The sequence below is a fragment of the Methylomonas koyamae genome (genome assembly GCF_006483455.1).
In the GTDB taxonomy this organism is placed as follows: Bacteria; Pseudomonadota; Gammaproteobacteria; order Methylococcales; family Methylomonadaceae; genus Methylomonas; species Methylomonas koyamae_B.
Map to the genome: position 1 here is coordinate 99,545 of NZ_PPPU01000014.1, position 11,493 is coordinate 111,037.

10 protein-coding genes are annotated in these 11,493 nt (G+C 57.6%); 8 read left to right on the forward strand and 2 right to left on the reverse strand.

The window, feature by feature from the left end; all coding sequences use genetic code 11:
* The first annotated feature begins 10 nt into the window (after positions 1–10).
* The 5 genes from C2U68_RS08735 (at position 11) to C2U68_RS08755 (ending at position 3,812) form a co-directional block, all read left to right on the forward strand.
* Positions 11–469 carry a GNAT family N-acetyltransferase gene (locus C2U68_RS08735; protein ID WP_140912104.1) on the forward strand — a complete coding sequence of 153 codons (459 nt, stop codon included), beginning with the start codon at positions 11–13 and terminating at the stop codon, positions 467–469.
* A gap of 101 nt (positions 470–570) precedes the next feature.
* Positions 571–1,704 (forward strand): S1C family serine protease, encoded by a 1,134-nt coding sequence (locus C2U68_RS08740; protein WP_140912105.1) that lies wholly within the window; start codon positions 571–573, stop codon positions 1,702–1,704.
* 172 nt (positions 1,705–1,876) lie between these two features.
* Entirely contained in the window at positions 1,877–2,113 is a 237-nt protein-coding gene (locus C2U68_RS08745; RefSeq protein WP_140912106.1) for a TIGR02450 family Trp-rich protein, read from the forward strand.
* Positions 2,114–2,116: 3 nt separating this feature from the next.
* On the forward strand, positions 2,117–2,275 hold the full coding sequence (locus C2U68_RS08750) for a deoxyribodipyrimidine photo-lyase (RefSeq protein ID WP_260839270.1): 159 nt from the start codon (positions 2,117–2,119) through the stop codon (positions 2,273–2,275).
* 7 nt (positions 2,276–2,282) lie between these two features.
* Positions 2,283–3,812 carry a cryptochrome/photolyase family protein gene (locus C2U68_RS08755; protein WP_140912107.1) on the forward strand — a complete coding sequence of 510 codons (1,530 nt, stop codon included), beginning with the start codon at positions 2,283–2,285 and terminating at the stop codon, positions 3,810–3,812.
* Between the two features lie 184 nt (positions 3,813–3,996).
* Here C2U68_RS08755 and C2U68_RS08760 read toward each other — a convergent pair whose 3' ends face one another.
* A complete protein-coding gene (locus tag C2U68_RS08760) occupies positions 3,997–4,824 on the reverse strand; it encodes a hypothetical protein (RefSeq protein WP_140912108.1) in 828 nt (275 codons plus the stop codon).
* Between the two features lie 76 nt (positions 4,825–4,900).
* The gene (locus tag C2U68_RS08765; protein WP_140912109.1) at positions 4,901–6,067 is read right to left on the reverse strand and encodes a pentapeptide repeat-containing protein; all 1,167 of its coding nucleotides are present in this window, start codon (positions 6,065–6,067) and stop codon (positions 4,901–4,903) included.
* A 308-nt stretch (positions 6,068–6,375) separates the two neighbouring features.
* Here C2U68_RS08765 and C2U68_RS08770 point away from each other — a divergent pair, with 308 nt between their 5' ends.
* The 3 genes from C2U68_RS08770 (at position 6,376) to C2U68_RS08780 (ending at position 11,340) form a co-directional block, all read left to right on the forward strand.
* Positions 6,376–9,381, forward strand: coding sequence for a TonB-dependent receptor (locus C2U68_RS08770; protein WP_222101891.1), 3,006 nt, complete (start codon positions 6,376–6,378; stop codon positions 9,379–9,381).
* A 408-nt stretch (positions 9,382–9,789) separates the two neighbouring features.
* Positions 9,790–10,545, forward strand: coding sequence for a hypothetical protein (locus tag C2U68_RS08775; protein ID WP_140912111.1), 756 nt, complete (start codon positions 9,790–9,792; stop codon positions 10,543–10,545).
* Positions 10,546–10,764: 219 nt separating this feature from the next.
* Complete coding sequence (locus C2U68_RS08780) at positions 10,765–11,340, forward strand: DUF2452 domain-containing protein (RefSeq protein WP_140912112.1); 576 nt, start codon at positions 10,765–10,767, stop codon at positions 11,338–11,340.
* Positions 11,341–11,493 lie beyond the last annotated feature (153 nt).

The following is an 11,493-nucleotide window of genomic DNA, read 5'->3' on the forward strand; positions in this document are numbered from 1 at the left end:
CGATAAACCCATGTCCGAATCTCCCGAACACATAAAAGACCTGTTATTGAGCGATGGCCTCCCGGCCGATGCCGAATGGCTGTTCGGGCTGTACCGCCAATCTATGCAGCTTTACATCGAAGCTACCTGGGGTTGGGACGAAAACTTTCAGAAAAGCGGTTTTAACCAAAACCTCAAGCCCAGCGATTGGCAGGTCATTTGGCGGGGCGAACACCGTATCGGCGGGTTCGTGTTGAACGAATGTAGCGACCATCTCCGGCTGGCGATGATCATGCTCGAGTCGGAATATCGACGCCAAGGACTCGGCCGAAAAATCCTTATCCACATACAACATATAGCCAGGCAAAAGGCATTGCCGGTCAGGCTCAATGTCATCAAAGCCAACCCCGTCCTGCCGTTTTATACCAAATTGGGTTTTCGCCAATACGCTGAAGACGAGGCGTGTTTCCGATTGCAGTGGGACGCCTAAACCTCAGGCGTTGTGCTGCCGCTTTTAGGTAGTCTGCGCTTGAAAATCGCTAAACGCGCTACCATGTCGCCGGCATCAGAACCCAATAGCCGGAGGCCGCCATGAACGATCCCAAGCAAACCCATTCTGCCGATCCCTTCGTCAAGCGCGTGCTCGCGGTTGGCGCAGTCGCCGCCGTACTGCTAGCCGTTTGGAATTGGCGCCCAGGACTTTCGGCACCGGAACCGGCACCGATCCGAACTATAGCCGCGCGCGGCGATTTGGCGGCCGACGAGAAAAGCACGATCGAGCTATTCGAAAAATCCCGCGATTCGGTGGTGTACATCAGCACCGCCGCGCTGGTGCGCGACGCCTGGACCCGTAACGTATTTTCGGTGCCCAAGGGTACCGGCTCCGGCTTTATCTGGGACGAAGCCGGCCACGTGGTGACCAACTTCCACGTCATCGCCGGCGCCAACGAAGCCACGGTTAAATTGGCCGACGGCCGCGATTACAAAGCCGCGCTGGTCGGTGCCAGCCAGGTGCACGATATTGCCGTGTTGAAAATCGGTGTCGGCTTCAAACGGCCGCCGCCGGTGCCGATCGGTACCAGCAGCGATTTGAAGGTTGGGCAAAAAGTGTTCGCGATCGGCAACCCGTTCGGTCTGGACTGGACCTTGACCAGCGGTCTGGTATCGGCTTTGGACCGCTCGTTGGGCGGCCAGGAAGGTCCGGCCGTCGAGCATTTGATTCAAACCGACGCGGCGATTAATCCCGGCAATTCCGGCGGTCCGTTGCTGGATTCCGCCGGCCGCCTGATCGGCATCAATACCGCAATTTATAGCCCCAGCGGCGCCTCGGCCGGCATCGGTTTCGCGGTGCCGGTGGATACGGTGATGCGGGTGGTGCCGGAATTGATCAAACAGGGCAAATACATTCGTCCGGCCCTCGGCATCGAAATCGATCAACAGATGAACAAACGGCTGGCCGCTTTGACCGGCACGGCCGGCGTCGCGGTGTTGCGGGTGCAACCCGGTTCGGCGGCCGACAAGGCCGGCTTGCGCGGGGTCGAAATGACGCCAAACGGGGTCATCCCCGGCGACATGATCGTTGCCATCAACGGTCAGGAAATCGACTCGTTGCAGAAGTTGTTCGCCCGCCTCGACGACCAGAAAATCGGCGATGTCGTCAAAGTGCAACTGGTCAACAACGGCCAGACCCGCGAAGTCGAAGTAACCTTGCAGCCGGGGAATTGATTGGGCTTGGTAGTCGGTTATAACTACCAAGCTGTAAATGATCGAACCCCACCGTCGCTCCCGCGAACGCGGGAGCCCCGTTGCGCATTCGATTCGCACCTTGGCTGCAAAATCTGGCCAAATCCGCATCGGCTGGTAAGCTCGCAGACTAAACGCCCGCATCTCGCCAGCCATGAACCCAACCAAACCGCCCAAACTCAATCCGCGTAAATTGTTGCTCAGCAAATGGACCGCCGTCGCGCCGCAAAACCGGGAAAAGCATTTCATCGTCAGTAAAGTGCTTTGGCCCGACGATCCGACGTTACCGTTGGAGTTGATCGAACTGGAAGCGGTGCACAGCAAGCGCATCCAACTGCTGCCGTGGCGGGCCTTGCAGGACACCACCACCTGGCGTCAGGGCTGGCATTGAGCGATGAGTTACAACCTGGTCTGGTTCAAGCGTGATCTGCGCCTGCACGACCACGCGCCGCTGTGGCAAGCTTGCCGCCATGGCCCGGTCCAGTGCCTGTACATCATCGAACCCAGCCTGTGCGCCGCGGCCGATGCGGCAAGCCAGCATTACCTTCGGTAACCGCGCCATGACCACATTGCGCCTGATCCTGGGCGACCAGCTCAATCCGCTGCATAGCTGGTTGGTCGATAGCGACCCGAACGTGGTCTATACGCTGATGGAAATCCGTCAGGAAACCGATTACGTGCTGCACCATGCCCAAAAAATCATCGGCATTTTTGCGGCGATGCGCGACTTTGCCGGGCAATTGGCCGCTCGAGGCCATCGCGTCCATTACCTGAAAATCGACGATGCCGACAACCGGCAAGCGCTGCCCGCCAATCTGGATTGCTTGATCGACCGCTTTCAAGCGCAGCGCTTCGAATACCAGTTGCCCGACGAATGGCGGCTGGATCGGCAGTTACGGGAGTACTGCCAAAACCTGGCTATCGCCAGCCGGGCCTGCGACAGCGAACATTTCTACACCGAGCGAGACGAAGCCGCCCAATGCTTCGGCGCCCAGCCGCATTGGTTGCTGGAAAAATTCTATCGGCGGATGCGGGTCAAACACCGCGTATTGCTCGACGACAGGCAACGGCCGCTGGGCGGGCAATGGAATTTCGACCATGACAATCGCAAGGCCTGGCCCGGCGTGCCGGCGGTGGCTTACGACAACCGGCCGCGGCATGACCATACCACGCTGTGGCAAGGCATCGTCGCTGCCGGCGTCAACAGTTTCGGCGCGGCTGATGCCGAAAACTTTCGCTGGCCGCTGAATCGGGCGGAAGCGTTACAGCAACTCGACGCTTTTATCAGCGACGGCTTGGCGCAGTTCGGCGATTTTCAGGACGCGATGAGCCGGCGCAGTTGGCGCCTGTTTCATTCGCTGCTGTCGTTTGCGTTGAACACTAAAATGCTCAGCCCGCGCGAAGCGGTCGAGCGAGCGGAAACGGCCTATCGCCAGGGCCAAGCGCCGCTGGCGGCCGTCGAAGGTTTCATTCGGCAAATCATCGGTTGGCGCGAATACGTGCGCGGCGTGTACTGGGCCAAGATGCCCGAGTACGCGCAACTCAATCATTTCGGCCACACCCTGCCGCTGCCGTCCTGGTTCTGGACCGGCGAAACCCAGATGAATTGCCTGGCGGCCTGCATCGGCCAGTCGCTGCAATACGCTTATGCCCACCACATCCAACGGCTGATGGTAATCGGCAATTTCGCATTGCTGGCCGGCTTGGCGCCCGAGGCGGTGCATCAGTGGTATCTGGGTGTGTATATCGACGCCTTCGAATGGGTGGAACTGCCCAACACGCTGGGCATGAGCCAGTTCGCCGACGGCGGCTTGCTGGTCACCAAACCTTACGTCTCCAGCGCGGCCTACATCGACCGGATGAGCGACTATTGCAAGGGTTGTCATTACGATAAAAAAGCCCGCAGCGGGGAGCGCGCTTGTCCATTCAACGCGCTGTACTGGCATTTTTTCATCCGCCACCGCGACCAGTTACAGCGCAATCCACGCCTGAGCATGGTCTATCGCAACCTGGACCGTTTTGCCGCAACCGAACGCGATGCGCTGGTTTGCCGGGCGCAGGTAGTGGTGACGGATCTGTCCGGGCTTTGAATGGGGCTTCGCCGCAAGGGCTTACAGATGATCTGAATATTCGCGGCTCCGGTCCAACCGCAGCTATTTGATTTGAGTTGCCTGCGCTTAAGGTGCCGGGGCAACCGCAAGCTGATGCTGCTCGCGCGGTTGCGCCGGATTACTGTCGGACGAAGCGTCCGATCGATTCCGGAGAATTGGTTAATTATTGATTGGTATTGGCACCGGCCGGCGCGAAACCGTCCACGCTGATTTCCACAACGGGTTGGCCTTCCTGCCCGGTTTGACGGAAGCGCAACGCGCCGGTCACGGCGGTCGGCGTTGCCGAAGTACAGCCGCTTTGCACGTAAAACCAAGACGAATCACGCATCGACGAGCCGTCCGGGTCCATGAAATTGACGTCCGAGGTAAAGTCCACCCAGTTGTCGCTGATGGGGGCGACCGAGGTCAAGGGTTGCGCTACCGTGCTGCCGGCGACGTGGGCGACCGAGGTAGAGGTCAAGCCGACGCGGAATAAGACTTCATCCGATGCCGAGCCGCCGCGGGTGACGAAATTGTAGCCGGCGGAAACCGGGCCGCGATTGCGAAAGCCGGCGCGTTTGAAATCGTTGACTTCGAAATACTGGGTGCCGGCTGACGACGGGTTGTAGTCGACGTTATTCAGACGGATTTTAGCGGCGTAAACGCAACTGGTCCCGGCAGCGTTACGCCAGACTTGGTCGGTTACGGTGCCGATGGTGATGTTGTTGATGCGGATATTGCGCGGGGTGCTGACGACCAGAGAGTAGCCGCTGACCGGCGGATTGTTGCTGGGCACCGCGCAGGTGTTGTTGGCGCCGCCGTTGGGCGAAAACGTTGGCGGAGTCGACTCCAAAGAGCCGAAGTCGCCGGTCAGGTTGCAGGTCGCGTAGGCCGAAGTGCCGCCGGGGACGGCAAAGCCGGTGGCCGGTAGCGTTACCAGGCCGGTGGCCATGGCCGATCCGGAGACGGCAAAGGCGGCGAGCATTGCTGCCGCAAGTGATGTGTGTTTCATGGTTTCTCCTTAGTTCGATAAATTGTGTGTCGTTGCTATTGAGGAGGGTTTGCTCGTCCTTGAGCATTGGAATCGGCTAGAAGCCGTGTCCAACGCAGGTGGTTACCTGGGTTCCGTCGACCATCACGCCATCCGGACAGATGGCGGACAGAAATTGGGTGCGGCTATCGATAATGGCCCGCTCGCTGCCTTTGGCCGCCGAGAGGTCGGCGCCGCGTAAATCCGCGCCGGACAGATCGCTACCACCGAGTTCCGCCCCCGCTAAGTTGGCCTGTTGCAGATCGGCATCGGCAAGTAAGGCATCGTTCAGATTGGCGTCGGACAGGTTGGCTTCCTGCAGGCGGGTGTCGGTCAGCGCGGCGCCGGCTAAATTGGCGTAGCTGAGGTTGCTGTTACGCATGTCGGCGTTCGCCAATTGGGTGCCGCTGAGTTCCGCGCCAGTCATGGTGGCGTGGGCCAATTGCGCCTGGGACATGTCGGCGCCGGCCAGTTTGGCGCCGGACAAATTGGCTTGGCTGAAGTTGGTTTGTTGCAGATTGGCCGATTCGGCGATCAGCGGGTTGTTGCCGTCGGATTGCAAGCTGGACAGATTGGCGCCGGCCAGCCGGGTTTCGGCGCCGATGACCAGCGAACCGATCACTGCCGCTCCGGATAAATCGGCGCCGCTCAAATCAGCGCGGCCCAATTCGCCGCCCAAACGGGCTTTGAACAGCACGGCGCCGGCTAAATTTCGATCCTTTAGGCTCGTGCTCTCGCTATAGTCGCAACGGGTCAGATCATCGCCGGCCTTGGCGTTTCGGCAAGTTTCCAGGTCGGCGGCCTTGTAGGTCTTTAACCAGCGCCAGTAGTTAGGGCTGCTGTCCGGCACTTGGTTTTGATTCTCGGCTTGCAGACTCAAATAGGCCGAGCCGGCGTAGTTGACCCGGTCATTGGCGGCATAGATCGGGGTTTCCCCCCAGTCGCCGCGAAACACACCAGGTAATTTTCCCGCGGGAGCCGGATTTGGCTCGTTAGGCGATAGGGTTTTCGGGTCGGTATCGGCCAATGCCAAGTCGGCATTGCTCGATGTATTGGCCATTGCGGCGTTTGGTTGTGGCCGAATCGGCTTTGCACCATTGCCAATCAATAGCTTAGGGGGAGCGAGCGAGTTTTGGTCGCCGGTCGACCATTGCAGGGCGCCGCCGAAAATCATGGCTACTGAAGCGATACCGGCGCCGGATAACACCGTCTTGTAAATATTCATAAGCGTGCTGACGAGTCGAAGAATTCGGTCTTCGCTACCGAGACCTGTTTTTCATTCTAGCAGGCATATTGCTGCATAAAGCGCAGGAAAAAATCCTAAAAAATTATTGAAATATAAGGAATTTTTCCTGTATCCCTCGACGAGGTTGCCGATTAGAATCGCGCAGTTTTCGTTAGAGCCATCCTCGCACGAGGCCAACTTACCAACCACTGACCTTTCCCATGTTGTCGCTTTCCGATCGCTATTCACCGCACTCAGTCTGCGGATGCCGAACTACGTTCTCTTGCTCGCTCCTAGCGCTGATCCTGATGTTTGGTGCCCGCCAATGTCCGGCGGCAGAGCGCGAAGTCGAAGCCAACGAATTGGATAGTGTCATCGTCGAAGGCAAACCCACCGCCAAGATCAGCCCGCTCGAAGGGTTGCAACTGGAAAAAGAGCAAATCGCCGGCAACATTCAGTCGATCTCTGCCAAAGACATCAAGGAATCCCTGGCCACCAGCATGGGCGACTTGATGAACAGCCATTTGCAATCGGTTAACGTCAACGATTACCAGGGCAACCCGTTCCAGATGGATATCAGCTACCGCGGTTTTTCAGCGTCGCCGCAATTGGGTACGCCGCAAGGCCTGTCGGTATTTATCGACGGCGTCAGGGTGAACGAACCCTTCGGCGATATCGTCAATTGGGATTTGATCCCGATGAACGCCTTGTCCAGCATGGACGTATTTCCGGGTTCCAATCCGTTGTTCGGATTGAATACGCTGGGCGGCGCCTTGTCGCTACGCACCAAAAACGGCTTTGACGATAGCGGCGTCAACTTGCGGTTTACCGGCGGATCGTGGGACCGGAAGAAAGGCGAGCTGACCGCCGGTTGGAACAACGGTACCGTCGCCGCTTTCGTGTCCTTTACCGGATTCGACGAAGAAGGCTGGCGGGACAATTCGCCGTCCCAGGTCAACCAGGGTTTCGCTCGTTTCGATGTGCGCGGCGACAATTACAATCTGCGTTTCAGCACCTTGGTGGTGGGCAACAACCTGTTGGGAAACGGCTTGATTCCGACCGATTTGTACCGGCAGGAGCCGGCCTCGGTGTTTACTTCGCCGGACAGCACCCAAAATCAGCTCCAGCAATACACCTTGGGCGGCGAACTGTTTTTGAACGACGAGTGGAGTGTCACCGGGCAAATTTACCGCCGCGACAGCAACCGTAAATCGGTTGCCGGCGATATTTACGAAGGATTTTCGGAAATGGATGTCGGGGGCGCGGGAACAGACCAAGTCTTACAGGCTAACGGCACACTGACCGGCGAGCCGGTGTGCCGCTATCAGGATGCTAATCGTGACGGCATTATCGATTACGGTCTTTTTATCTACGATCCGTTTACCGGCACCAGTACCCTGGATCCGACGAGCATAAACAAAAAGAACTTGACGGTAGAGGACAGTAATAATCTGTATCCGTTGGATCCTTTGAATTTGAGCACCGGCTGCAGCACCGTGCGTTACGAGAGGGTGTCCGGCCCGCGCAACGGTGCCGCGGGCGACAACACCGATCCAATCAATCCCGACCCGATTTATTCGCCCGCCGGCTACATTCCGGGAACTCCGATCGGGGTATTGAGCAAAACCGATATCGGCCAGATCACCGACGGCGCCTCGCTGCAATTGAACTGGAACAACAAGCGGCATAAATTCATGTTCGGCGGCTCTATCGATTATGCCTCGACCGATTTTGACACCAGCCAGCGCCTTGGTTTGATCGACGCCAGCCACCGGGTGTATCTGGACCCGGTCAACATCGATCCGATATACACCGCCAGCCAGCAGGACATCAACAACAACTCCTTCAGCGGCGTTTCCCGTACCCTCAGCGGCTATTTCAGCGAGACGTTTTCACCGGTGGACAACCTGCACCTGAGCGTTTCCGGTCGCTTCAATCGCACCAACGTCAAAAACCGGATGCGGGCCCGTACCCGTGCCGGTTTCGAAAGTTTGAGCGATATTAAAGACCTCAATCAATACCGGCCGACGGTCATTTTGTGCAACGGCAGCGATCTGGCCTCGTGTGGGGATACGCCCAACTACAACGACGAACGCTGGTTAAATGACGTTTATAACTCGCAAAACCCGTACTACGGCCTGGGCCAATATAGCGAAACCCCAACTTCGGAAAGCTTCGACTACACCTCGTTCAACCCGTCGGCCGGCTTTAGTTATCTGCCGTTCAAAAACCAGGACGTACCATACAAGGACTTGAATCCGTTCTTTAACTGGAGCCGGGGCACGCGGACCCCGTCCACTGTGGAACTGGGCTGCGCTTACGACGGCACCATGGTGCCGCAAGATCCGGGCGATCCCAACTCGCAATCAATACCGAAAAGTTTGGCGACAATCGGCGGCTCCTGCACCTTGCCGACCGCCTTGTCCGGCGATCCGTTTCTGCCGCAGATTTTCGCGAGTTCTTACGAATTTGGGGTGCGCGGCAAAGTCTTCGGCGATTGGAATTGGAATGCCGGCGTCTACCGCACCGATGTCAGCAACGACATTTATCTGGTCGGCATTACCGCCGACCGCAGCTTTTTCGACACCATCGGCGAGACCCGGCGGCAGGGGATCGAGTTCGGTTTTTCCGGCAAGGCCGGCATCGTCGATTTCTCGCTGAACTACGGCTATACCGACGCTACCTTCCAGTCGCATCTGTTCATGCTGAGTCCGCACAACAGCAGCGCCGCTCAGCGCGATGTCAATGCCGATTTCGGTCAACAACTATACGATTCGAGCGGGCGGCCGATTGTGGCCTTGCAGGACATGATCGAAGTAAATCCCGGCGACCGCATGCCCGGCGTGCCGTTGCACAACATCAACGCTTCGCTGAATTTTCATGTAACCGAGCAATGGCAGTTCGGCATCAACATGGTGGCGCACACCGCCTCGTTCGTGCGCGGTAACGAAAACAACGACCATCAGCAGGGTGCCTACCACTATTACTACACCACCGACCAACTGGGTAATTCGATCCTGGTCAGAGGCCGCCAATACAGAGATGCCGGCAGCGTCTCCGGCTTTGCCATCTTTAATTTGAAAACCCAATACCAAGTCAGTAAGACGGTCAAAGTCTTCGGCATGATCAATAACTTGTTCGATCGGCAATATGCGACGGCCGGGCGGCTGGGTACCAATCCGTTTTCGCCGTCGGAGCGCGGTGCCATCGGTCCGAGTGGCTGGAATTACAACTCCAGGGATTGGCTGAGCAGTACCTTCATCGGGCCCGGTGCGCCCAGAGCGTATTGGGTCGGAATCGAGATTTCGTTCTAAACCGCAACAAGCCAAGTCTTACCCCCAGATTGGTTTATCCCCCAAACGGTGAAAGGCTGACGGCGTGGAAACCCGGCCATAGCACATTTTGCCGTTTGTGAAATATTTACAGTCAAATGCCCTCCCTAGGGAGGGGGAAACGCAGCACCGGACCGATTACAGTATTCGCCCAGTAACCGGGCTGATGCGTCGAAGCACAACTCAAAGCACGCCCCGGTTAATCGCAGTTCGGAAAACGCGATTCGCTGGCGGTTTCCGCGCTACTGCAAGTACCGACAGCTCCGGCGCATCAGCGCCTTGCTGTTACATGCCGCCAGTACCTTGTGGTTTGGCGGTTGTTGATGTTGATCTGCCCCCCAAGGATGCGGCCAACATGTTTTAGTCCATTTCAAAACTCAGGTGAATACGATGAATCTTGTTAAATCTTCGCTACTGGCCGTGCTGCTATTGCCGGCGATCAGTTCTAACGCTAGTGCCGCCCTGGTGACGGTCGACGCCGCCAACTTCGGCATCTTCGAAAGAACCGTCAGCGGTGCCACCACCACTGTTTCCCATACCACGCCGGACAATCTGCCGCGCTACGATCTGGGCAGTCCTTTTTCCAGCGCCGACACCCAAATTACCATCCGCCACTATTTCGTTTACGACTTGAGCCAAGTCACCGGCAAAATCGTCGGCGCGACCTTGAAAATCTTTTCGCCCAGCGACGGCAGATCGCCGAACGAAACCGATCACTACAAAATTTCCGCGGTTTCCACCAGCATCGATGTGCTGACCAACGGCAATTCCAGCACGGCGGAAAATCTGGCGGGTTTCGACGACATGAACGACGGCACGCTTTACGGCCAAACCGATCTAAAAGCCTCCACCATCACCACCGGTTCGATTTTAACCATCGATTTGGCGGGTGCGCTGGCTGACTTGAACGCCAAGCTGGGCGGCAAATTCGCGTTGGGCGGGGCCATCGATCCCCTCGTCAGCCAAGACGACGGTAACGGCAATTTGCTGGTGCCTTATTACTTCTCGGGCGCGCAGAACAGCACCGATCCAGTACCGCAATTGATCCTGGAAACCGCGCCGGTGCCGCTGCCGGCGGCTTGGACTTTATTCCTGGCCGGCGCGGCCGGTTTGTCGTTCGCCAAAAAACGGCGGCTGGCGGCCTGACGCAATCGGCGGCCTTTGCGGCCGCCGTCTCCATTTGCTGCCGGCCCGCGCAATCCGGGCCGGCACGTTCTTATCTCGCCAGCGTTTTCCAGATACCCTGTGTTTTGGTATTGAACACATCGGGAACTGACACCCCGCTATTTTGGTACGATGATGCCGCGGCGGTCGGCGCGTAGCCGGCGTCGCGCAAAACTTTCGGCAGATTAGCGGACACTTGGCATGACGAGTTCAATCAACAAATCGGCAAATCCCCAGGGCAAGGGCTTGGTCGCGCTATTGGACAGCTTGCAACAAGCCAAGCAGCAACTGGTCGTACCCGCCAAGAACCTTCAACAAATCAGCAGCGACTTGTTCACCTCGCTGTTCGTGTTAAACAGCCAGATTCGCTTCAAACCGACCGCCGGGCAAACCTATTGGCTGTACTTCAAGGATAACCAGTATCGGCTGTCGTTGATCGCGCCGGAGCAATGGCCGCCGGCCCAATCCGGCCGCTTCATTGGCGCTTGCGAATTACAAGCGGATTTAAGTTGGACGCTGGAGCTATCCGACGCCTGCGCCAATGACAACGCCTTCCTCGAGGAAATCGCCGACCGCCGCCGCCAACTCGAACAACAACTGCAACAAGCCGAAACCATCGACGCCGCCTTGCCGGTGTATCTGGAAACCCTGCCGTACTATTCCCGCGTCCTCGCCTCGGCGCTGGCTTATTCGCTGAAACAATCGATGCAGAAATCCGGCATTTCCGGGTTGAGTTATCGGCATGTGGAACGATTGTTAGCTGGGCCGGCTGAATAATCCATCCGCTAGACACGTTGAGGGCGTTGCGTTTAATCTAGTGCTGGAAGGCCTGAGTCGACCCAAACCAGACCGTGGCGTTCGTATTATTGATTTGTCTGGTCAACCTAGTATAGCGGTCAGTCACTTATGAGTCGTTTCAACGCTATTGTT

Excerpts from the sequence above, each read along its gene's own strand:
- C2U68_RS08735 (WP_140912104.1), top strand. The coding sequence starts at position 11 with ATGTCCGAATCTCCCGAACACATAAAAGACCTGTTATTGAGCGATGGC.
- C2U68_RS08740 (WP_140912105.1), top strand. The coding sequence starts at position 571 with ATGAACGATCCCAAGCAAACCCATTCTGCCGATCCCTTCGTCAAGCGC.
- C2U68_RS08745 (WP_140912106.1), top strand. The coding sequence starts at position 1,877 with ATGAACCCAACCAAACCGCCCAAACTCAATCCGCGTAAATTGTTGCTC.
- C2U68_RS08750 (WP_260839270.1), top strand. The coding sequence starts at position 2,117 with ATGAGTTACAACCTGGTCTGGTTCAAGCGTGATCTGCGCCTGCACGAC.
- C2U68_RS08755 (WP_140912107.1), top strand. The coding sequence starts at position 2,283 with ATGACCACATTGCGCCTGATCCTGGGCGACCAGCTCAATCCGCTGCAT.
- C2U68_RS08760 (WP_140912108.1), bottom strand. The coding sequence starts at position 4,824 with ATGAAACACACATCACTTGCGGCAGCAATGCTCGCCGCCTTTGCCGTC.
- C2U68_RS08765 (WP_140912109.1), bottom strand. The coding sequence starts at position 6,067 with ATGAATATTTACAAGACGGTGTTATCCGGCGCCGGTATCGCTTCAGTA.
- C2U68_RS08770 (WP_222101891.1), top strand. The coding sequence starts at position 6,376 with ATGTTTGGTGCCCGCCAATGTCCGGCGGCAGAGCGCGAAGTCGAAGCC.
- C2U68_RS08775 (WP_140912111.1), top strand. The coding sequence starts at position 9,790 with ATGAATCTTGTTAAATCTTCGCTACTGGCCGTGCTGCTATTGCCGGCG.
- C2U68_RS08780 (WP_140912112.1), top strand. The coding sequence starts at position 10,765 with ATGACGAGTTCAATCAACAAATCGGCAAATCCCCAGGGCAAGGGCTTG.